General features: G+C 66.5%; 17 protein-coding genes. 6 read left to right on the forward strand and 11 right to left on the reverse strand.

Annotation, left to right across the window (positions count from 1 at the left end; genetic code table 11):
- Positions 1 to 7: 7 nt before the first annotated feature.
- From CA833_RS01555 to CA833_RS01590, 8 genes are all read right to left on the reverse strand, one after another.
- Positions 8 to 1,069 (reverse strand): NAD(P)-dependent oxidoreductase, encoded by a 1,062-nt coding sequence (locus tag CA833_RS01555; protein WP_207078999.1) that lies wholly within the window; start codon positions 1,067 to 1,069, stop codon positions 8 to 10.
- Complete coding sequence (locus CA833_RS01560) at positions 1,062 to 1,736, reverse strand: HAD family hydrolase (RefSeq protein ID WP_207079000.1); 675 nt, start codon at positions 1,734 to 1,736, stop codon at positions 1,062 to 1,064. Before CA833_RS01560 ends, CA833_RS01555 begins: the two co-directional genes overlap by 8 nt.
- A complete protein-coding gene (locus tag CA833_RS01565; protein ID WP_142632623.1) occupies positions 1,733 to 3,613 on the reverse strand; it encodes a thiamine pyrophosphate-binding protein in 1,881 nt (626 codons plus the stop codon). Before CA833_RS01565 ends, CA833_RS01560 begins: the two co-directional genes overlap by 4 nt.
- Positions 3,614 to 3,616: 3 nt before the next feature.
- Positions 3,617 to 4,474: an aldolase/citrate lyase family protein gene (locus CA833_RS01570; protein WP_242526215.1), complete on the reverse strand. Its 858-nt coding sequence runs from the start codon at positions 4,472 to 4,474 to the stop codon at positions 3,617 to 3,619.
- A complete protein-coding gene (gene rfbH / locus CA833_RS01575; RefSeq protein ID WP_242526216.1) occupies positions 4,471 to 5,922 on the reverse strand; it encodes a lipopolysaccharide biosynthesis protein RfbH in 1,452 nt (483 codons plus the stop codon). The genes CA833_RS01570 and rfbH overlap by 4 nt, the downstream gene beginning before the upstream one ends.
- 117 nt (positions 5,923 to 6,039) lie before the next feature.
- Positions 6,040 to 7,254 (reverse strand): CDP-glucose 4,6-dehydratase, encoded by a 1,215-nt coding sequence (rfbG, locus tag CA833_RS01580; RefSeq protein WP_207079002.1) that lies wholly within the window; start codon positions 7,252 to 7,254, stop codon positions 6,040 to 6,042.
- Positions 7,239 to 8,018: a glucose-1-phosphate cytidylyltransferase gene (rfbF, locus tag CA833_RS01585; RefSeq protein ID WP_207079003.1), complete on the reverse strand. Its 780-nt coding sequence runs from the start codon at positions 8,016 to 8,018 to the stop codon at positions 7,239 to 7,241. The genes rfbG and rfbF overlap by 16 nt, the downstream gene beginning before the upstream one ends.
- Before the next feature lie 280 nt (positions 8,019 to 8,298).
- Positions 8,299 to 9,207, reverse strand: coding sequence for an ROK family protein (locus CA833_RS01590; RefSeq protein ID WP_242526217.1), 909 nt, complete (start codon positions 9,205 to 9,207; stop codon positions 8,299 to 8,301).
- A 134-nt stretch (positions 9,208 to 9,341) separates the two neighbouring features.
- Here CA833_RS01590 and CA833_RS01595 point away from each other — a divergent pair, with 134 nt between their 5' ends.
- From CA833_RS01595 to msrA, 5 genes are all read left to right on the forward strand, one after another.
- The gene (locus tag CA833_RS01595; RefSeq protein WP_207079004.1) at positions 9,342 to 10,643 is read left to right on the forward strand and encodes an MFS transporter; all 1,302 of its coding nucleotides are present in this window, start codon (positions 9,342 to 9,344) and stop codon (positions 10,641 to 10,643) included.
- A 71-nt stretch (positions 10,644 to 10,714) separates the two neighbouring features.
- Positions 10,715 to 11,782: a LacI family DNA-binding transcriptional regulator gene (locus CA833_RS01600; protein WP_207079005.1), complete on the forward strand. Its 1,068-nt coding sequence runs from the start codon at positions 10,715 to 10,717 to the stop codon at positions 11,780 to 11,782.
- 227 nt (positions 11,783 to 12,009) lie between these two features.
- Positions 12,010 to 13,716 carry an Hsp70 family protein gene (locus CA833_RS01605; protein ID WP_207079006.1) on the forward strand — a complete coding sequence of 569 codons (1,707 nt, stop codon included), beginning with the start codon at positions 12,010 to 12,012 and terminating at the stop codon, positions 13,714 to 13,716.
- On the forward strand, positions 13,713 to 15,551 hold the full coding sequence (locus CA833_RS01610) for a hypothetical protein (protein WP_207079007.1): 1,839 nt from the start codon (positions 13,713 to 13,715) through the stop codon (positions 15,549 to 15,551). Before CA833_RS01605 ends, CA833_RS01610 begins: the two co-directional genes overlap by 4 nt.
- Positions 15,552 to 15,616: 65 nt before the next feature.
- Positions 15,617 to 16,291, forward strand: a complete 675-nt coding sequence (gene msrA / locus CA833_RS01615; RefSeq protein ID WP_207079008.1) for a peptide-methionine (S)-S-oxide reductase MsrA — start codon at positions 15,617 to 15,619, stop codon at positions 16,289 to 16,291.
- Here the strand turns inward: msrA and CA833_RS01620 are convergent.
- The 3 genes from CA833_RS01620 to CA833_RS01630 all read right to left on the reverse strand — a co-directional run bounded on the left by CA833_RS01620 (position 16,288) and on the right by CA833_RS01630 (position 19,973).
- Complete coding sequence (locus CA833_RS01620) at positions 16,288 to 17,478, reverse strand: NAD(P)/FAD-dependent oxidoreductase (RefSeq protein ID WP_207079009.1); 1,191 nt, start codon at positions 17,476 to 17,478, stop codon at positions 16,288 to 16,290. The two genes, msrA and CA833_RS01620, sit on opposite strands and share 4 nt — an antisense overlap.
- Entirely contained in the window at positions 17,475 to 19,103 is a 1,629-nt protein-coding gene (locus CA833_RS01625) for an NAD(P)/FAD-dependent oxidoreductase (RefSeq protein ID WP_207079010.1), read from the reverse strand. The genes CA833_RS01620 and CA833_RS01625 overlap by 4 nt, the downstream gene beginning before the upstream one ends.
- 141 nt (positions 19,104 to 19,244) lie before the next feature.
- Positions 19,245 to 19,973: a Crp/Fnr family transcriptional regulator gene (locus CA833_RS01630; RefSeq protein ID WP_207079011.1), complete on the reverse strand. Its 729-nt coding sequence runs from the start codon at positions 19,971 to 19,973 to the stop codon at positions 19,245 to 19,247.
- A 261-nt stretch (positions 19,974 to 20,234) separates the two neighbouring features.
- On the opposite strand from CA833_RS01630, the gene CA833_RS01635 reads away from it, so the two are divergent.
- The gene (locus tag CA833_RS01635; protein WP_207079012.1) at positions 20,235 to 20,735 is read left to right on the forward strand and encodes a pyridoxamine 5'-phosphate oxidase family protein; all 501 of its coding nucleotides are present in this window, start codon (positions 20,235 to 20,237) and stop codon (positions 20,733 to 20,735) included.
- Positions 20,736 to 20,803: the final 68 nt, after the last annotated feature.

The following is a 20,803-nucleotide window of genomic DNA, read 5'->3' on the forward strand; positions in this document are numbered from 1 at the left end:
TTGCCCGCTACCGTCCGTGCCCGGAGAACGCCACGTTCCCCCCGGGCGTCGCCGCGCTGCCATGGCGCGCCAGCCAGTCCGCCGTTTCGGCCACCTGTTCCGCGAGCGGCACGACCGCCACGCCGTAATGCTCCAGAAGATGCGTGTAGGCGGCCACATCCCCGTGGTAGCGATCCACCGCGGGATCGGTGACCGGCGCGCGCAGGTACGTCACCCCTGGCCAGCCGGAGGCCACCGTACGCGCCACCGTTTCCAGCTCGCACGGCTCGCCCCCGCTTTCGAACACCGTCACCGCTGCCCCCCGCGTGTCGCCAAGCAAGGCGATGGCCAGCGACAGCAGCTCGCGAATAGCGACATAAGAACGGACCACCAGGCGCGGGCTGCGCACCACCACCGGCCGCCCCGCCAACGCATCGCCGATCAGCCCCGCAAGCGCGTAACGATCATGCTTGTTGATGTAGGGCCCGGAAAGACTGAAGATCCGCGCGATCGCCGCTCGGCGACGCTGGGGCGCTTCTCGCTCCGGTTGCGGTCCGCGGCCATAGACCCAGTCCACGAAGCGTTCCTCTTCCTCCCGCTTCATCGCCCCGTAGAGACCGAGCGGGCTTTCCCCTTCCGCGTCGGCGACAGCCAGACCCGCCGCACCGGAACTTGCCACGAACACCGCTTCGCAGCCGATCGCATCAAGGCTGCCCAGCACCATCCCGGTGATCTTGCGGCAGGCCGCGCGGTAATCCTGCGCCGACATCGCCTCCGCCCGCTCGCGCGTGAGGAAGGCATAGTGCAGTAACCAGGTGGGCTGCGAGGCAATCGTGGTCAGAGCGCGCAAGGGCAGCTGCGTCACCTTGCGCCCGCTGCGCAATGTCAACGTGCGCCTGCCCGAGCCGAAGGCCAGTACGCGCCCCGCAAAGGCCCCGCCCAGCGCCGCTTCCAGCAGTTCCAGCGTAGCCAGTCCGAGCCATCCGCCCGCCCCTGTCACAACGATCCGCCGCCCGCTCGCCAGCAGCGTTTCGGCCGCGGCCATGTCGAGCCCCGGGAACACGCGGGGAGCCGGCACGAAGTCAGCCATAGCGCCGTGCGTCCTCCGGCTCGAGCAGTGCGATGATGGCCCGCGTCACATCGCCGAAAGTCCCAAAACGCGGGCTCGGATGTGGATTCCACCCCTCCTGCGCATACCCCCAGGCGGCAAACAGGAACGGCATCGCCAGCGCATGGGCCACTTCGTGATCGACCTCGCTGTCGCCCACGAACAGGCACTGCGACGCACTTGCCCCCAGCCGGTCAAGCGCCAACCCCAGCAGGTCGGGCTCGGGCTTGGCACGCAGTCCCTCACGCCCGCCCACCACGCAATCGAACAGCGGCGCTATTCCGGTATCGCGCAGGACCGCATCGCACAGGTTCTGCGGCTTGTTGGTGCAGATCGCCAACGACAGCCCGGCCTGGACCAGTTGCTCCAGCCCTTGCCGAACCTGCGGATAGAGATCCGTTTCCGGCGTGCGGGAATCGGCATAGCGGCTGCGGAATTCGGCGAGATCGGCATCGGCGTCGAGGCAGGCATCCCCCATCAGCCCCCGCACCAGCGGCTTGCCGCCACGACTGATCAGGGTGCGCGCACGGCGCTCATCGAGGCGGCGTGGCACGCCGCGGTCGGCCAGCATCTGCTCGACGATGGTCATGCAGGCGCGGCAGGAATCGACAAGCGTTCCATCCAGGTCGAAGATCACATGGCGGATCATGCCGCGCCCTCCGCCAGCGGCGCATGCAGGCCCATGGCAAGAGCCAGTTCCTCACGCGGGAGGAACGGCGAGAGGTCTTCGAGCGCAGGCGATTCCATCGTCCCGTCGGCGAGACGGCGCGACGACAATTTCGGCGCAAAGTCCTGTCGCTTGTCGAGCATGACCTCACACAATTGCGGCCCATCCTCCTCCAGCACCGCACGGATCGCTCCGGCAAGCGCGCCATGGCTGTCCACCCGCCGCGCGGAGATGCCGAACGCCTCTGCAACGCGGGGGAAGTCGGGGAAAGTCAGACCGCTGTCCGGCCCGCAGCCCACCACCCGGTCCGGGAAGTGGTTCTGCTGCGACTGGCGGATCGAATGATACCCTTCGTTGTTGAGCACGAAGAGCTTGATCGGCAAGCGCAGCCCGCCAATCGTCTGCAATTCCTGCAGGTTCATCATGATAGAGCCGTCTCCGGCCAGACAGACCACCCGCCGCGCACCGGAGGCGACGCAGGCGCCGATCGCCGCCGGCAAGTCGTAGCCCATCGAGGCGCAGCCCGAATTGGTATACAGTCTCTGCCCCGTCTGCAGCCGCGCGGCCTGGAACACGGTGACACAGGCCGTGCCATCGGCAGTCACCACAATCTCGTCCCCGGCCAGTTCCTCGAACAGAGTTTGCGTGAAGACGTAAGGATTGATCGGGCTTTGCCGGTCCCGATACCCAGGCAAGACCACCGGGTAGCACGCGGCCCGTTCACGGCTCCACCTCAGGAACCGCGCCCGCTCGGCACTGCGGTCCATTTGACGGCCCGGCTCCGGCAGGCCGATGCGCGCTGCCGCCGCAAAAAAGTCGCGCAGATCGGCGTGGACCGGGCGGTGCAGGGAAAGCGTGGGCTTGGCCAGTTCGGCGCGGTCGATCTCGACCATGGCCACGCGCGCGTGGCGCGCCCAGGCCTTCCAGTTGTAGCTGATCTGGCGAATGTTGAGACGGCAGCCAAGCACCAGAACATAGTCTGCCGTCTGCACCGCAAAGTTGCCGCCCCGGTCTCCCACCGTACCCGGCCGGCCGACATAGAACGGATGGTCGTCGGGCACCGCATCATGCGCGTTCCAGCCGGTCACCACCGGCATCCCGCGTTGCTCCACGAACTCAAGGAATTCCCGGTGCACACCGGCGATGCGCACGCCGCTTCCGACCAGCACGACCGGCCGCTCGGCCCCGTGCAGTTCCTCCAGCACGGCCTCCACCTCGCGTTCCAGCGGTTCCCCACGCAAGGCACCGCATTCGGATGCGGTATTGGCCGCCTCTCCCCAGTCTTCCTGCTCGGCCGGATCGTATCCGACCAGCGCATCGGGATCGACGGGAGCGGCCTGAACGTCGATCGGCACATCGATCCAGACCGGCCCCGGCCGCCCCCGCCGAGCCAGATACAGCGCCTTTTCCACTACCTTGCGGGTCTGAAGGGGATCGTCGAGCCGCACCGCGAACTTGGTGATCGGCCGCACCATCGAAACGATGTCGACTTCCTGATCGCCCAGTTGCCGCAGCGCGACCGGATAGCGATCCGCACATGTCTCGCGCTTCACCTGCCCCGAGACGACCACCATCGCGATGGAATCGACATAAGCGCCATAGACCCCGTTAAGCGCGTTGACCCCGCCCGGGCCGGTCGTGACATTCAGTGCAGCTGGACGTCCCGAAAGCCGGCAATAGCTTTCCGCCGCGATCGCCGCGGCCTGCTCGTGATGGCAGAAATGCAAGGACAGCCCCGGCGCCCGCCCGAAAGCATCGTTGAGGTGCATCGCCCCCCCGCCGGTGAGCATGAACATGTCGGCGATACCATGCTCGACCAGCAGGCGGGCGATCAGATCGGCAACGCGGACCTGCCCCATGGTTCAGGCCACCGCGGAACGCGGAGCAACCAGCGGTCCGGTGTGCGGGCCAGCCACGGGCACGGCTAGGGGTTCGCCCGGGATAGCCGCCTGGCGCGCTTCCATCATGGCGATGCGCGAGAGGTCTTCGCCGGCGATCGTGCCGTAGAAATCCCGCTTGTTGCGAAGCCAATCGAGTTCGAACGCGATCGCCAGTTCCATTCCGCGCGCCGCATCGCGTCCGTCGAGAACGGCCGCGTCAAAGATGACCTTTCGAGTCTCGAAACGGTCCAGCCGAACCTCGCGGACCCGGCGCAGCGGCTCGATCGCCTCTGGGTTGACCCCGCCCCCGACCACCAGCTCCACCCCGCGCCGCCGTGCCTCCTCGGCGACCTCCACGACATAGCGGGTCATCTCGTCGCTGTTCACGAAGTCCCGCTTGAAGCCCATCGACCCGGCAAAATCGACCCGTCCGAACACCATGCCGACCCGGCCGACTTCCGCCTTGGCGCCGATCTCGTCGAGATGGCCGAAGGCGTAGCGGGTCTCGACATTGAACAGGAAGCGGGTGTCGGCCTGTTCATCGCGCGCGAAGACCCTGTCCTTGGCAGCGATGTACTTGGACAGCGCATAAGGCGTCTCGACCATGGGAGCTATCACGTAGTCGACGCCGAACTGCCGCGCCTCGATCAGGTCGCGCACCGCTTCGCAGCCGCCGATCTTGAGGCCGACACCCAGGTCCGCCCGCCGTGCGATCTCCAGCAGCCGCAGCAATTCATCACTGCGGGTGCCTTCGGCCTCAAACTCCGCCTTGACCGCGACGACCCCATAGTCGCGCGCCGCCTTGAGGGTTTCGAACATCGCTCTTTCGGTCTGGTTCACTGTGCTCTCCTCTCGTCGTGGGCTTGGCGGCCCCGTCGCGATGGGCCGGCAACCTTCCCGCAGCCGCGCAGGAAAGCCGCCATGGTCTCGACGGTGTAATGGAGGTGCGCCGGTTCAAGCCCGGGATAGAGGCCGATCCAGAAGCAATTGGTGGTCACGAGATCGGCATTCGCCAGGCTGCCCGAGACCCGGTAATTCCGATCCTTCATGTAAGGCTGCCGCAGCAGATTGCCGCCGAACAGCAGCCGCGTACCGATCCGGTGCGCGTCGAGATGCTTGACCAGGTCATCGCGTGTCACGCCGCTTTCCGGACGAATGGTAATCGGATAGCCGAACCACGAAGGGTCGCTGCCCGGCGTTGCGCGCGGCAGGATGAAGACATCCTCGAAGGGCGTGAGCATTTCGGTCAGCAGCGCGAAATTGGCGCGCCGCGCGGCAATGAAATCGTCGAGCCGATCCAGTTGTGCCAGCCCGACGGCCGCCTGCATGTCGGTGATCTTCAGATTGTAGCCCGCGTGACTGTAGGTATACTTGTGGTCGTATCCCGCCGGCAGGCTGCCAAGCCGGCGCGCGAAGCGCTTGCCGCAGGTATTGTCCATGCCCGGCGCGCACCAGCAATCCCGTCCCCAGTCGCGCATGGATTCGATCACCCGCTTCAACCGGGGCTTCTGCGTGAACACCGCGCCTCCCTCGCCCATGGTGATATGGTGCGCGGGATAGAAGCTGAGTGTACCGATATCGCCGAAGGTACCGACCCCGCGCCCCTGCTCCTTGAGGCCGTCTCCATGCCATGTCGCGCCCAGGGCATCGCAGCAGTCCTCCACGACAAAAAGCCCGTACTTGCGCGCCACCCGCATGACTTCATCGAGGTCGAAAGGGTTGCCCAGCGTATGCGCCAGCATGATGGCGCGGGTGCGGTCGCTGACCGCCGCCTCGATGCGTTCCGACAGGACGTTGTAGGTCGGCACGTCAACGTCCACGAAGACCGGCACCAGCCCATACTGCAATGCGGGGTTCACCGTGGTCGGAAACCCGGTGGCAACGGTGATGACTTCGTCACCGGGCCTCAGTGCCTCGTCCCTCAGATAATGCGAGGTCAGGCTGGACAGTGCCAGAAGGTTGGCCGAGGAGCCCGAATTGGTCGTGAGCACATGAGCCACCCCCAGTTGCCTGGCCAGACGTTCCTCGAAGGCGCTGTTGAACCGTCCGGTCGTCAACCAGAAGTCGAGCGCGGATTCGACAAGGAACTGCATCTCCTGCGCTCCGTAGACCTTGCCCGAAACGGGAACCGGGCTCTGTCCGGGAACGAACGGACGCGGCGCGTGGAAGCGGCGGGCATAGTCGCCAGTGAGGGCAAGGATGCGTGCGCGCAGTTCCGCTTCATTGTCGCCGCCATCACCCGCGTCGTCATTGCCTTCATCGCCCCCCCTCAACACGCGCCTCGACACACTCCGCATCCCGCGAAGTCACTTCGCAACGCGTCCCTTCTTCGGCAAAAAACATCCCGGATATCGCTGTGCCATCGCTACGCGCCAGGTCGTTCACGGGCTCCGTCAGCGGATCGGTCATGACAGGTATCCTTCCACGATCGCTTCGCCCCCGCCGTGAGCGCCCTCGGGCACGCTGCCAGTTGCGGGGCCAGTTACGGGAACAGTCTCGAGGCTGGGCACAGGGACAACCTTCCCCTCGGGCAATCCGGAATGGCGGCAAAAGCTCTCGATCTGCCCCAGCATGATCTCGCAGGCATCACCGCCGCCCCACACCAAACGGTGCCAGTCCACCACGAAATCCAGTGCCGCAGCGAGATCGAGCCGGGGATGCCAGCCTAGTTCGCTGCGCGCCCGCGCACAGTCGAGCTTGAGCACCCCCGCCTCGTGCGGCGTGGTGCCCGCCGCTACTATGGGCGTGTCCCAGCCCGGCGTCCCCCAGCGCTCGGTCAGGCGATCCGCCACCCAGGCAACCGGGCGAACATCGGTCTCTGCCGGACCGAAATTCCATCCCGTCGCCACCTGCGCGTCCCCTGCCAGCATCCTTTCGGCAAGGATCAGGTACCCGTGCAGCGCATCGAGCACGTGCTGCCACGGCCGGATCGCCGCCGGGTTGCGGATCATCGGCCGCCGTCCCGCCGCCAGAGCACGCAAGATGTCCGGCACCAACCGGTCCTGCGCCCAGTCGCCGCCGCCGATCACATTGCCGGCCCGCGCCGAGGCGACCAGCACCTGAAGACCTGCCGCACTTTCCCCGCCAAAGAAGCTGCGCCGCCACGCCGAGATCGCCAGTTCGGCGGCGCCCTTGCTGCTGGAATAGGGATCGTGTCCGCCCATCGCGTCGTTTTCACGATAGGGCCAGGGCCACTCATTGTTCTCGTAGCACTTGTCGCTCGTCACGCAGAGTACCGCACGCAGCGAAGGAAGATCACGGCACGCGTCGAGCAGATGAACGGTGCCCTGCACATTGGTGGCCCATGTCTCCACGGGAGTTCGGTAGCTTTCGCGCACCAAGGGCTGCGCGGCGAGATGGAACACCACTTCCGGATCTGCCGTGCGCAAGGCCATGCCAAGCGCCTCGCGGTCGCGCAGGTCACCCTCGACATGATCGATCCGACTTTCCAGCCCCGCCTGCCAGAACAGCGCGTCCCCTTGCGCCGGCAGCGCAAAGCCGGAAACCTTCGCCCCCATCGCATCGAGCCAGAGCGCCAGCCAGGTGCCCTTGAAGCCGGTATGCCCGGTCACCAAAACCCGGCGGCCGTGCCACGCCGATGGCATTACCAGCGCTTCCATGGGGCACCTTTCTGCCAGTGATCCTCCAGCGTCTGACGGTCGCGCAGCGTATCCATCGGTTGCCAGAAGCCGCGGTGGACATAGGCGGCAAGATCACCATCCTGGGCGAGCGTTTCCAGCGGCTCCCGCTCCCACAAGGTGTCCTCGCCATCGATCAGGTCGATCACTTCGGGCTGCAACACGAAAAAGCCGCCATTGATCAGCCCGCCGTCCCCTTCGGGCTTTTCGCGAAAACCGGTGACGCGCGCACTGCCCAGCGCAGCATCGAATTCCAGCGCACCGAAGCGTCCCGGCGGCGCCACGGCGGTGATCGTGGCCCGGCGTCCATGAGTCCGGTGAAAATCGATCAGCGCGCCGATATCGACATCGGAGACACCATCACCATACGTGAAGCAGAACGGTTCCTCATCCTCCAGGTAGTGGCGCACGGCACGCAGCCTGCCGCCGGTCTGGGTATGGGCGCCGGTATCGACCAAGGTAATCCGCCAGGGCTCACACCAGTTGCGGTGCACGGCCACATGGTTGTTCGCGAGGTTTATCGTCACATCCGAGGCGTGAAGAAAGTAATTCGCGAAAAATTCCTTGATCACATAGCCCTTGTAACCAAGGCATATGATGAAATCATCGACACCGAAGCTCGAATAGATTTTCATGATGTGCCAGATGATCGGCATGCCGCCGATTTCGACCATCAGCTTGGGCCTGACGACGGTTTCCTCCCCCAGTCGCGTGCCCAGTCCGCCTGCAAGAATGACAGCTTTCAACGAACCGCCCCCGCCGAAAACGGGCTGAACACGCCAAGTAAATCCCTGAATGGAATTCCGCTTTTTCAGCCCTCAGGCACAAAAGCTATCGGCAAGCGTGGAAACGACTCAATCGACAGTTCATCCGAATTGAGGCTAACAGCCAACTTTCCAACCAAGCCCCGCTGCATTGATTGCTGCACGGCAGCATGGCGCTGCCGCCAGCGCGGAAATCCAGGCAACCTCCGTTACGGACATATTTGGCACCGCTGGACACCATTCGCCCCTTCCCCGAGGCGAATCAGGCTGCCGCCCCCACGATGAGCGCGCCCATCGGCCCGGCATCGTCGCCCAGTGCCGGCGGCACGCAGATCCGCTCCAGCGCCTCGGCCGTGCAATCGCGCAGATAACCGCCCAGCAGCGCCGGCATCAGCGCTCGGGCCGCAGGCAGGAGATGCGGCTGGCGATTGGCCACGCCGCCGCCGACAACGATGCGCTGCGCGGAAAGCGTCAGCACCAGCATGGTCAGAAGCTCCGCCAGGTCACTGGCCGCGGCCGCCCATGCCGGATCGTCAGGCCCAACCGCGCCGGGATGGCGACCGAACCGCGCCGCCAGCGCCGGACCGCTCAGCAGCCCTTCGATGCAGTCGCCATGGAACGGGCAGGCCCCGGCGAACCCATCGCCCGCTGCACGGCGCAGGCGCACATGGCCGACTTCGGGATGGAGCAGTCCGTGGACCGGCGCGCCATTGACCAGCACCCCGACGCCGACCCCGGTGCCCACGGTGATGTAGGCTGCCGTCGGACAGTCACGCGCCGCGCCGAAACGGTACTCCGCCAGCGCCGCGGCATTGACGTCGGTATCGAGACCGACCGGACAGCCGAGCGCACGCTGCAGCACGCCGGCAATATCCGTCCCCGCCCAGCCGGGCTTCGGAGTTTCCAGCATGAAACCGAAGTCGCGCGCCTCGCGGGTGACGCGGATAGGCCCGAAACTGGCGACGCCCAAGGAAAAAACCTGCCCCGCCTCGCACCATGGCCGGATCGTCTCGATCGCACGCCCCAGCGTCTCCTCCGGCGTAGTGGTCGGATATTCGATCCGCCGTTCGATCGCCCCGGGACAGCCAAGCACAACGACCGTCTTGGTGCCACCCAGTTCGATTCCGGCGACCGGACCCACGCGGCCCGGCTCTGCATTGATACCTGTCATGCCCGCGCTCCTGCCAGCGTCCGCGCCCGCTCACAAGCCACCCTACGAGCAGGCGCGTGAAACCGCGCCTCTTCCGCATCTCCACCTAGCACGCAAGGAGCGCGCTGCTGACGGTTTTCTGGCAGGGAAGCACGATGAAGCCCCGCCTTCCCCTTTTGCGCATTCTCGAAATGAACCTGGGCTTCTTCGGCGTGCAATTCAGTTTCGGGCTGCAACAGGCCAACATCGGGCCGATCTACGCCTATCTCGGCGCCAGCGAGGCGGCGATGCCGCTGCTATGGCTGGCGGGCCCGATAACCGGCCTGCTTGTCCAGCCGCTCGTCGGCGCGCTCAGCGACCGTACGGTCTCGCCGCTCGGCAAGCGAGCACCCTGGTTCCTGCTCGGCGCGGCGATCTGTTCGGCCTGCCTTTTCGCGATGCCCTACAGCTCTGCGTTATGGATGGCGGCGGGGCTGCTGTGGCTGCTCGATGCCGGCAACAACATCACCATGGAGCCCTACCGCGCCTATGTCGCCGACCGGCTCGACGCGGAACAGCAGGCGCTCGGCTTCCTCACCCAGAGCGCCTTTACCGGACTGGCCCAGACCCTGGCCTATCTCACCCCGTCCCTGCTTTCCGCACTGCTCGACCGTGCACTGCTGGATGCCAATGGCGTTCCCACCGCCGTTCGTCTGGCGTTCGGGCTCGGCGCGTTGATCTCGCTGACGAGCGCCCTCTATTCCGTATGGCGCGTGCCCGAATTGCCGGCGCCGGTACCGCCGAACGACATGAAAGCCACCTGGCGCCCGCTGCTGGCCGAGATCGCCGACGCCCTGCGCGAGATGCCGCCCGCACTGCGGCAACTGGCGCTTGCCATGCTGTTTCAATGGTATGCGATGTTTGCCTACTGGCAATATGTGCCCTTCGCGCTGGCGCGCGCGCTTCACGGCACTTCGGATGCGCATTCCCCGGCTTTCCGCGCCGCCGTGATGACCGCCCAGCAACTCGGCGCCTTGTATAATCTGGTCGCCTTCGCCGCCGCGCTGGCCATGGTCCCCGCGGTAGGCCGCTACGGCGCGCGCGGCGTCCAGACCATCTGCCTGGCCGCTGCGGGATTGGGCATGCTGGCGCTGCCGGCGATCACCTCCCCGGCGTGGCTCATCGCCCCGATGCTGGGTATCGGCCTGGGCTGGGCAGGCATGATGGGCAACAACTACGTCCTGCTGGCCGCCGCGGTCCCGGCCCGGCGGACCGGGGTCTACATGGGTCTTTGCAATATTTTAATTGTCCTCCCGATGCTGTTGGAGACAGTGACCCTGCCCCTGCTCTACGAGCCGGTCCTGCGCGGGGATCCTCGCAAGGTGCTGGTTCTGGCGGGGCTGCTCCTGCTGGCCGGGGCGCTGGCGATGCGTTTCGTAGGCACGAAACCGGATCCAGCCGAACGACACCAGGCCTGAACAACCGCCGGAAGTTCTTCCGGGCGGCGTTTCAAGCTGTTAAGATCGAACTATACGGAAAATTGGGGGATATGGCAGGACACAACGATCGCGACCGTCGGAACGACGCACCTCGCGCGGAAACCGGCGCTCGGGGCGAAGTGCGCACTCTGGCCGACATCGCGCGGCTGGCCGGCGTATCCGCGGGCACGGTGTCGCGCGCGCTGGCCGGCAAGTCGCTGGTCAATGTCGAAACCCGCGAACGAATTCGCGCGCTGGCACGCCAGCACGGCTTCCGCCCCAATCAGATGGCCAGCAAGCTGCGCTCGCGCCGCACCGGCGTGATCGGCGTGGTGATCCCGCTCGGCCATGAAAAGCGCCAGCACATCTCCGATCCGTTCTTCCTCACCCTGCTCGGCCATCTGGCCGACGAACTGACCGAAAGCGGCTACGACCTCATGCTGAGCCGCGCGATCCCCGACGGGACAAGCGACTGGCTGGAACGCATGACCGGCTCTGGCATGGTCGACGGGGTCATCATCATCGGTCAGTCGAACCAGTTCGATGTGATCGAACAGGTCGCCGCCACCTATCGCCCGCTGGTGGTCTGGGGGCACTGCCGCAAGGGCCAGACCCACTGCGTGGTCGGCACCGACAACGAGGCGGGCGGGCGCCTTGCCGCCAGCCACCTGATCGAGGCTGGCGCACGGCGATTGATCTTCCTGGGCGACACCTCCGGGATCGAGATCGCCACCCGCTTTCGCGGCGCCGCCGCCGCCGCCCAGCAGGCCGGCGTGCCGTTATCGCATGTCTCGGCTGGGCTGGCGGGCGAGGAGATGGGGCCCCAGATCCGCGCCGCGCTTGCGGAAATGGACCTTGGCATCGACGGGATCGTCGCCGCTACCGACCTTATCGCCATGTCGGCGCTGCGCACGCTGCATGAAACCGGGCGCAGCGTACCGGACGATGTCCAGATCATCGGCTTCGACGATCTCCCGCTCGCCGCGCAGACGATGCCGCCGCTCACCACCATCCGGCAGGAAATCGCGCTCGGCGCCCGGCGCATGGTCGAACGGCTCAAGGCCCGGATCGAAGGCGAAGATGCCCACAGCCTCGTCATGGAACCCCGACTGGTGCGCAGGGCCAGCACGCGCGGGTAAGGAGCCGCTTACGCACCCGTCGAATGTGTCATTTTCGTTGGCCTTTTCAGTGTGCTTGCAGGAATTCGCCACTTGCCCCTTTCGAACCTCCAACCTTGCCGCTAAGCATTTCGGATGAGGGCGGGCGCCCCCGTTGCGGCTTGGCGGCCGTGCCGGGCAAGGCAACCGGGAAATGACGACATAGAGGGAAGGACGAGCGTGACTCGGGACCTTGGCGGCGAGGCGCAATGCTGATCGGCATCGATCTCGGGACGACCAACAGTGCAGTGGCAATCTGGCGCGACGGCGAAGCGCAGCTGGTGCCCAATGCCCTGGGCGATCTCCTGACCCCTTCCGCCGTCAGCATCGCGCGGGACGGCCAGGTGTGGATCGGCCGCGCCGCGCTCGACCGGCTGGCGACCTCGCCCGAAGATACCGCCACCAGCTTCAAGCGCCGAATGGGCACTGCCGCCAGCACCCGCCTCGGCGGCAAGGACTATGGCGCTGAGGACCTCTCGGCACTGGTGCTCGAAGCGCTGGTCAAGGATGTCGAGGCGCTGACCGGCGAGAAGCCGACCGAGGCGGTCATCACCGTCCCTGCCTATTTCAATGACCGCCAGCGCAAGGCCACCCGCCGCGCCGGTGAACTGGCGGGGCTGACCGTGCGCCGCCTGATCAACGAGCCGACCGCCGCCGCACTCGCCTTCGGCCTGCAGGACAAGGGTGACCGCGAACCGTTCCTGGTGTTCGACCTGGGCGGCGGAACGTTCGACGTCTCGGTGGTCGAGATGTTCGACGGCATCATCGAAGTGCGCGCCTCGGCAGGCGACAATCGCCTCGGCGGCGACGATTTCGACGAAGCGCTGATCGCCCATGTCCTGCCGCGACTCGATCCCGACGAACGCCTCGCCACCCTCCCCGCCGACCACCGCGACACCCTGCTCAAGCGCGCTGCCGAGAGCTGCCGACGCGCACTCACCACGGCTGCCGAGGCGGAATTCACAGTGGTGGTTGGCGACAGCCGGCTTACCGCCAGCGTAACCGAGGCCGCGTTCGAGACGGCCTGCGAGCCGCTGCTGCGGCGGCTGCGCGAACCGGTGGTGCGGGCCCTGCGCGACTGCGCGATCGACGCTGCCGAACTGTCCGAGATCGTGCTGGTCGGCGGTGCCACCCGCATGCCGGTGGTGCGCCGCGCGATCACCCGCCTCTTCGGACGCTTCCCCAATTCCTCGGTCCATCCCGACCATGCGGTGGCGCTCGGGGCGACGATCCAGGCCGGACTTGCCGCGCGCGATGCCGCGCTCGACGAGATCCGCATCACCGACGTCTGCCCCTTCACGCTGGGCATCGAAGTGGCCGAACAGGACGGCCACGGCGGTCTCCAGCGCGGCCTGTTCTCACCGATCATCGAACGCAACACACCGGTGCCGGTCTCGCGCGTAAACACCTATTCGACGCTGGCGGACAACCAGAAGAAGCTGGAATTCGGCATCTACCAGGGCGAGGCGCGCGAAGTGCGCAACAACGTCAAGCTGGGTGACATGACCATCCCGGTGCCGCCGCGTCCGGCCGGCGCGATCTCGGTGGAAGTGCGCTTCTCCTACGACAGTTCCGGCCTGCTGGAGATCGACGTCCACGTTCCAGAGAACGGCGCATCGCGCAATCTCGTGATCGTTGACGAGGAAGACCGGCCCGACCGCAAGGAAATCGAGAAACGCCGCGCCGCGCTGGCCGCGCTCAAGCACCATCCACGCGAAGAAGCCGCCAACGTCGCCCTGATCGCCCGCGCCGAACGCTGCTACGAGGACCACATCGGCGATGTCCGGCAGGCAATCGGCCACTGGATCACCCAGTTCCTCGGCGCGCTCGACAGCCAGGACCCTCGCCGCATCGCCGATGCCGGGGCGATGCTGGCCAGCCGTCTCGACGAAGTCGAAAGCGTCACCCCGTTATGAGCGGCCGCCATCCCTGGTCCCTGCTCGGCATCGGACCGACGGCCGATACGTCCGCGATCCGCAAGGCCTATGCCGACAAACTGAAGGCAATGGACGTCGATGCCGACGTTTCCGGCTTCGCGCAGCTGCGCCAGGCCCGCGACCTCGCCTTGCGGCTGGCGCGCTCGCTGGAGGAGATTGGACCGGACGGGGACGCACAACCCGCCGGCAACGACGACAACAACGGGATTGAGGAAGCCGCAGCCGATGCGCCCGAAGCGACCGCCGCTCCGGCACGCTGGACGTTTGCGGCGCCGGAGCTGCCCGGCGCATGGCAGGAAGATCCGTTCTTCCCCGCCGCATCGCTCGCCACCCGCCCGGCCGGGCCCGATGCCTCGACGATGCTCGAACGCATGGCCTGGGCCGCTGCCGCCGCGCGCGAGGCCGGACATGGCGGCGTCAGCGGCGCCGGCATCCCGCTCACCACCATCGACCCCTTCACCGCACCGCTGCTGTCGGGAAGCCTCGTCGGCGACGATGCACTGGGCCTGCGCCCCGGCGAAACGCCCGCCGAACGGCTCTCCATCCTGCTCGATCCAGAGCGCGAGGATGCTGGCGAACCGCTGAGCGAATCGGAGGCCCGCCAGGCCACCCGCGCCTTGCGTGCGATCCTCGACGAAGCGACCCACGCGCATATCACCCGCCAGCAGCAGATCGAAGACTGGCTGGCCGAGATCCTCGCCCGGGGCTGGCCGCGTTCGGCGCCGCTGCTCGAGGATGCCAACCAGGCCTTCGGCTGGGAACGCGAATGGAGCGCCCACGATGCCCGCCCCGCCGTGCAGTTCCTCGGCGCAAGGCTGCGCGGCTACCGCTTCCAGCAGAACGTGCTGCAGCCCGGCCACAAGTTCCACAAGGCCTGGAACGAACTGGTCCGCCCCGGCAAGGCAGGCCCGCTGCGTATGCTCGGCGGCCCCGCGCAGGGCGACGTCGACGCCCTGCTGCGCGGCGTGCGCAAGCATTTCCCCGAACTGGAATCGCACTTCGCACCGGAACGCGTGGCCTCGTGGGAAGGCGGAAATCCGATGCTCACCGGCCTGCTGGTACTGTTGGGCATCATCGCCTTTGCCATCATCGTCGCCATTGCCGACAGCAAGTCGCCCTCACCTTCCGCCTCGCCCGCGCAGCAGAGCACCCCGCTCGAGGCTGAAAACGAGCCTCAGGACGGGCCCGCCCGCAACGTGATGCAGTCCTCGGTCAAGGAGGCCTTCGGGCCGGGTCATGACCCGGCCTGGCTGTGGAAGACCCAGCCCGAACTGGCGCAGACCTTCACCGCCAACGTGATGAGCGGGCTGCGGGCCGACGAGGATCCCGCGACCATCGTCGACAAGACCGTCGCGATCGTGCGCCTGCGCGGTTACCTGAACGGCCGCGAACTGGACGGGCCGTTGTTCGAGCAGACCATGCACTTGCGGCTGGCCCAGTTGCGTGCGGCCCAGAAGCATGGCGAAAGCACTTGCCAGCAACTGGGCGATTCCGGCTGGTTCGACGGCGCCCTGCCGCTTTCCGCCAGCGAGCGCGAGGCCGAGCGTGTCTTTTCCGCGCGCATGGCCGAGGAAAACAAGCTCATCCAGCCGGCGAAGTCCCGACAGCGCACCGCGATGGTACCGGGTGAGCTGATCGGCAGGGTCATCAAGGCAACCGGCCTCACCCAGACCAAGGTGGCCGCCGCGATGCAGGGCCGGGGCACCAATGCCAATCGCTGCGCGGTGTCCATCGCCCTGCTCGATGCGACGCTGGACTGGAAGGAGATGAACTGGAAGGGCGGCGACCGCCGGGAGATCCTCCAGACGCTTTAGGCCATCTGTAACCGGATGGCCGAGCCACGCGAATTCCGGTGACGCAGAAGCCGGGAGTCGCTGCGATGCCGTTTCGTCCTGCCCAGTTCGTTTCCGTTATCGCCCTGCCGCTTGCCGCGCTTGCGCTGACATTCGCAGCGCCGCGTAGCGAGCCCGCGGCCGCGGCCCCGCTACCGGCGCCTCCTGCCGAGGCACTGCGGCCCTCGGGACGACAGGTTGCGGTTCTGGCGGGCGGCTGTTTCTGGGGCATGGAAGGCGTGTTCGAGCATGTCCGCGGGGTAATTTCGGTAACCTCCGGTTATGCCGGAGGCCCGCGCGACAAGGCGAACTATGCGGCTGTCTCCAGCGAGACCAGCGGTCATGCCGAGGCGGTGCGCATCGTCTACGACCCCGCAAGGATCAGCTACGGCCAGTTGCTGCAGATCTTCTTTGCCGCCGCGCACGACCCGACTGAGGTCAACGGCCAGTATCCCGACCGCGGCCCCAGCTACCGCTCGGCGATCTTCCCGCAAAACCCGGCGCAGCGCCAGCTGGCCGCCGCCTATATCGTGCAACTCGGCAAGGCCCGTGCCTTCCCCCGCCCCATCGCCACCAGGATCGAGGACGGGACATTTTACCCCGCCGAAGCCTGGCATCAGGATTTCATGCGCAGGAACCCCGACAACAGCTATATCCAGCGCTGGGACAAGCCGCGCCTCACCCAACTGAAGGCCAAGTTCCCCGCGCTTTACACGGGTTAGATCGCCAGCCCCGCCGCATGCGCGCTCGCCCAGGCCCACTGGAAATTGTAGCCGCCGAGCCAGCCGGTCACGTCCACCGCCTCGCCGATGGCAAAGAGACCGGGAACCTTGCGGGCTTCCATCGTCTTCGAGGACAGTCCGGCGGTGTCGATGCCGCCTGCGGTGACTTCCGCCTTGGCAAACCCTTCCGAGCCATCGGGCAGGAACGGCCAGCGCGCCAGCCGCGCTTCGGCGGCGGCCAATGCCTTGTCGGTCATCGCCCCCAGCTCTCCGGCCAGGCCCAGCTTTTCGCAAAGCACATCGGCCAGCCGCTCCGGCAGGCCTTCGGACAAGACCTTGCGCAAAGTGGCGCGCGGACGTTCGCGCTTCAAACCCATCAGCCAGCCCTCGCCGCGATCCGGAAGGAACTGCGTGGTGACGGTGTCGCCGCGCTTCCAGTAGCTCGAGATCTGGAGGATCGAGGGGCCCGAAAGCCCCCGGTGGGTGAACAGCGCGGCCTCCCGGAACGCCGCCTTGCCGACGCGTGCGATCACTTCGGTGGAAACGCCCGAGAGATCGCGGAACAGCGCTTCCTCGCCGGGCAGGGTCAGCGGCACCAGCGCCGGGCGCGGCTGGACGACCTTGAGGCCGAACTTGCGGGCCAGATCGTAGGCGAACCCGGTCGCCCCCATCTTCGGGATCGACGGCCCGCCGGTGGCGATCACCAGCGCCTTTGCCATCGCGCTCCGCTGGCCGAAATCGACGCGGTAGAGCGCACCATCATGGCCAATCTCGCCCAGCGCCTCGCCGCAGACCAGTTCGACTTGGCCCTTGGCACATTCCTCCAGCAACATCGCGACGATCTGGCGCGCCGAGCCGTCGCAGAACAACTGGCCCAGCGTCTTCTCGTGCCAGGCGATGCCGTAGGCTTCCACCATTGCGATGAAATCGGCTGGCCGGTAGCGGCTCAGCGCCGACTTGGCGAAATGGGCGTTGCTGGAAAGATAGCGGTCGGGCGCGGTATCGACATTGGTGAAGTTGCAGCGCCCGCCGCCGGAAATCAGGATCTTCTTGCCCGGCTGCTCGGCATGGTCGAGCAGCAGCACGCGCTTGCCGCGCTGCCCCGCCGTCGCCGCGCAGAACAGACCCGCCGCACCGGCACCCAGCACGACGGCGTCGTAAGGCTCATGGCCATGAAGCGACGTCATTGTGCGGCGGGAACCAGTTCCAGCGCCAGCGCCTCGGCCACGCGAATGCCGTCGACAGCGGCGGAGAGAATGCCGCCCGCATAGCCCGCGCCCTCGCCTGCCGGATAGAGTCCGCGGGTGTTGAGGCTCTGGCAATCCTTGCCGCGGGTGATGCGCACGGGCGAGGAGGTGCGCGTCTCCACGCCGGTCATCACCACGTCAGGGTGGTCGTAGCCCGGAACCTGCCGTCCGAACACCGGCAGCGCCTCGCGGATCGCCTCGACCACGAAGTCGGGCAGGCATTCCTTCAGGTCGGTCAGGTGCACACCGGGCTGATAGCTGGGGGTAACGACGCCGAATTCGCTCGAAGGCCGGTCGGCGAGGAAATCGCCCAGCTTCTGGCCAGGCGCCTTGTAGTCGGAGCCGCCCGCCTTGAAGGCCAGTTCCTCGAACTTGCGCTGGAACGCGATGCCCGCCAGCGGATCGCCGGGGTAGTCCTCTTCGGGATTGATATCGACGACAAGGCCCGAATTGGCATTGAATTCGGCGCGCGAATACTGGCTCATGCCATTGGTGACAACGCGGCCTTCCTCGCTCGCGGCGGCCACCACGCGCCCGCCCGGGCACATGCAGAAACTGTAGACCGTGCGCCCGTTGGAGGCCTTGTGGGCGATCGAATAGGCCGCCGCGCCAAGGATCTTGTTGCCCGCATTGGGGCCGTAGCGCGCGGTGTCGATCCAGCTTTGCGGATGCTCGATACGCACACCGATGGCAAAGGGCTTGGCCTCGATATAGACACCGCGGTTGTGGAGTACTTCGAAGGTATCGCGTGCCGAATGGCCGACCGCCATGATGACGTGGCTGGCGGGCAGGAACTCCCCGTTCGAGAGGTGAAGGCCCTTGAGGCGGCGGGTGCCGTCGGCGTCCTCTTCCACTTCGAAGTCATCGACGCGGGTGCCGAAGCGATATTCGCCGCCCAGCTGCTCGATCGTCTCGCGCATCGAGATCACCATGGTGACGAGGCGGAACGTGCCGATATGCGGGTGCGCTTCGGTGAGGATATCGTCGGGCGCACCGGCCTTTACGAATTCGGTCAGGACCTTGCGGCCGAAATGGCGCGGGTCCTTGATCCGGCTGTAGAGCTTGCCGTCCGAGAACGTGCCCGCACCGCCCTCCCCGAACTGCACGTTGCTCTCGGGATCGAGCACCGAGCGGCGCCACAGGCCCCAAGTGTCCTTGGTGCGCTCGCGCACGGCCTTGCCGCGCTCGATGATGATCGGGCGGAACCCCATCTGCGCGAGGATCAACGCGGCGAGCAGTCCGCAGGGACCGGCGCCGATGACCACCGGACGTGGCCCTTCGTAGGTCGCGGGCGCATGGGTGACGAACTTGTAGCTGGTGTCGGGCGTGGGCCGCACGTGCTGGTCGCCGGGATGAGCGGCGAGCACGGCAGCCTCGTCCTTCACCGCCAGATCGAGCGTGTAGACCAGCTTGATTGCGGACTTGCGCCGCGCGTCGTTGCCCCGGCGCACGACGGTGAGCCGCTCAAGATCCTCAGGCGCAATACCGAGGCGCGCGCAGACGGCGGCCTCCAGGTCGGCCGGTTCATGGTCCAGCGGCAAGGCAAGATCGGAAAGACGTAACATCCGCGCGCCCTTATACCCGTTCGGCGCGCGGCGCCACGGATTTGCGCCTTCGCGGCGGCCGCCCCTCAAACACCCGCCAGGCATTGGGAGAGCCGCCCCGTGTCCCACCCGCCGCCTTTTGGCCTATTTTCAAGCAGCTACTTAGACCTCTGGCGGATAGACCCCGGCGAGAACCGCATCGAAATGGGCCCTGACGGCATCGTTGCAGCCGCAGGCCCGCGCATCGAGGCCCGGCCGATCCAGCACGCTGATGCCGCCGCGACGGGTCCGCAGGATGCCTTCGCGCTTGAAGCGCTGGAGCACGCGGCTGGCGTAGCTGCGGCCGATACCCATCATCGAGGCCAATTGCTCCTGCGTCATCGTCACGTCGTTCCGCCCGATCCGGTCGATCGCCATCCCCAACCAGCGCGCGGCACGCTGCTCGATGGTATGGACGGCATTGCAGGCGGTCGACTGGAAGACCTGCGCCATCACGCAGTCGGCATAACGGGCAAAAAGATGGGCAATCGCAGGCGACATGCGCTTCACCTCGTCCAGCCGCTCGGTGCCGATGCGCCAGAAACGCCCGCGATGGAGCACGCTGGCACGGGCGAAGGCCGGCAGGCTGCCCTGGCTTACCACCCCGCCCAGCGCCCCTTCGCGGCCGACCAGCAAAGTCTCGACCAGTTCATTGCCATCCAATTCGACAAAAAAGGAGCAGATCGCCCCGCCACGCGGAAAATAGCAGAATTCCACAAGGTCGCCGGGACAATATAGCACCTGGCCCGCCGCATATTCGACGTCTTCGAGAAACGGCACCAGCAAATCCCGGTCGGCAGGCCGCAAGGCCCCCAGCAGATCGCTGTCTTCAAGACTGGCGATGGCACCCATAACCAATTTTTCCCTGATCCATTTTTCTACGACGACCTGAACGTCCCGGCCCAAGAATGGATCAGCGCCGTGCCACGCGAACGAGCGGGAAACGACATCTGCATGCGGGGACGCACCCCCGTGCAACCGAAGCCCTTCGCCATGGTTCCCGCTCGGCTGGTCGCAAATCGACGAAACGCACCGCGCATGCGGGAACAGACGTAGCGACGAAGGCGTTGGCGGAATATCCACAACCTCGAACAAGCCCGGAAAGGACGCGCCATGGCTCCCAATGTGCGCCAGACGTTCTGGAAAGCCTTCGCCGCCAACCCCGTCGTCATGATCCGGCTGGAGGGTGACGCCGGCCGCGGTGCCCCCCACGGCCAGGCCCATTGCGAAGCCCACAGCGAACCGATGACCGCCCTGCTGGACCGCGATGCCCATCACGCCGTCTGGTTCGTCTGTCGTCGCGACAATCGCATCGGCAAGGGAGGACGGGCTACGGCGCAAGTCATGACCCTGGGGCACGAAGTCTTCGCCTCGCTTTCCGGCACGCTGGTCGAGGAAACCGATCGTGCGGCACGTAGCCGTCACTGGAGCCAGGTGGCCGAAGATTGGTTCCCCCACGGGCACGACGATCCCGCCGTCACCATGCTGCGTTTCGAGATCGAGGATGCCGAAGTCTGGACGCTCGATGCCGGGATCAAGGGTCTGTTCCGCCTTGCAACGGGGGGAACCATCGATCCAGCACGCATCGGCGAACACGAGACCGGTGTTGTCTGATAGCTGAAAGCGCCGGAAACGTTCCAGCCTTCGCGGCAAGCCTCTAGAGCCATGCCGACGTTGCGGGA

The sequence above is a fragment of the Novosphingobium sp. KA1 genome, from assembly GCF_017309955.1.
GTDB lineage: Bacteria > Pseudomonadota > Alphaproteobacteria > Sphingomonadales > Sphingomonadaceae > Novosphingobium.

Excerpts from the sequence above, each read along its gene's own strand:
- CA833_RS01555 (WP_207078999.1), bottom strand. The coding sequence starts at position 1,069 with ATGGCTGACTTCGTGCCGGCTCCCCGCGTGTTCCCGGGGCTCGACATG.
- CA833_RS01560 (WP_207079000.1), bottom strand. The coding sequence starts at position 1,736 with ATGATCCGCCATGTGATCTTCGACCTGGATGGAACGCTTGTCGATTCC.
- CA833_RS01565 (WP_142632623.1), bottom strand. The coding sequence starts at position 3,613 with ATGGGGCAGGTCCGCGTTGCCGATCTGATCGCCCGCCTGCTGGTCGAG.
- rfbG (WP_207079002.1), bottom strand. The coding sequence starts at position 7,254 with ATGGAAGCGCTGGTAATGCCATCGGCGTGGCACGGCCGCCGGGTTTTG.
- CA833_RS01590 (WP_242526217.1), bottom strand. The coding sequence starts at position 9,207 with ATGACAGGTATCAATGCAGAGCCGGGCCGCGTGGGTCCGGTCGCCGGA.
- CA833_RS01595 (WP_207079004.1), top strand. The coding sequence starts at position 9,342 with ATGAAGCCCCGCCTTCCCCTTTTGCGCATTCTCGAAATGAACCTGGGC.
- CA833_RS01600 (WP_207079005.1), top strand. The coding sequence starts at position 10,715 with ATGGCAGGACACAACGATCGCGACCGTCGGAACGACGCACCTCGCGCG.
- CA833_RS01605 (WP_207079006.1), top strand. The coding sequence starts at position 12,010 with ATGCTGATCGGCATCGATCTCGGGACGACCAACAGTGCAGTGGCAATC.
- CA833_RS01610 (WP_207079007.1), top strand. The coding sequence starts at position 13,713 with ATGAGCGGCCGCCATCCCTGGTCCCTGCTCGGCATCGGACCGACGGCC.
- msrA (WP_207079008.1), top strand. The coding sequence starts at position 15,617 with ATGCCGTTTCGTCCTGCCCAGTTCGTTTCCGTTATCGCCCTGCCGCTT.
- CA833_RS01620 (WP_207079009.1), bottom strand. The coding sequence starts at position 17,478 with ATGACGTCGCTTCATGGCCATGAGCCTTACGACGCCGTCGTGCTGGGT.
- CA833_RS01625 (WP_207079010.1), bottom strand. The coding sequence starts at position 19,103 with ATGTTACGTCTTTCCGATCTTGCCTTGCCGCTGGACCATGAACCGGCC.
- CA833_RS01630 (WP_207079011.1), bottom strand. The coding sequence starts at position 19,973 with ATGGGTGCCATCGCCAGTCTTGAAGACAGCGATCTGCTGGGGGCCTTG.
- CA833_RS01635 (WP_207079012.1), top strand. The coding sequence starts at position 20,235 with ATGGCTCCCAATGTGCGCCAGACGTTCTGGAAAGCCTTCGCCGCCAAC.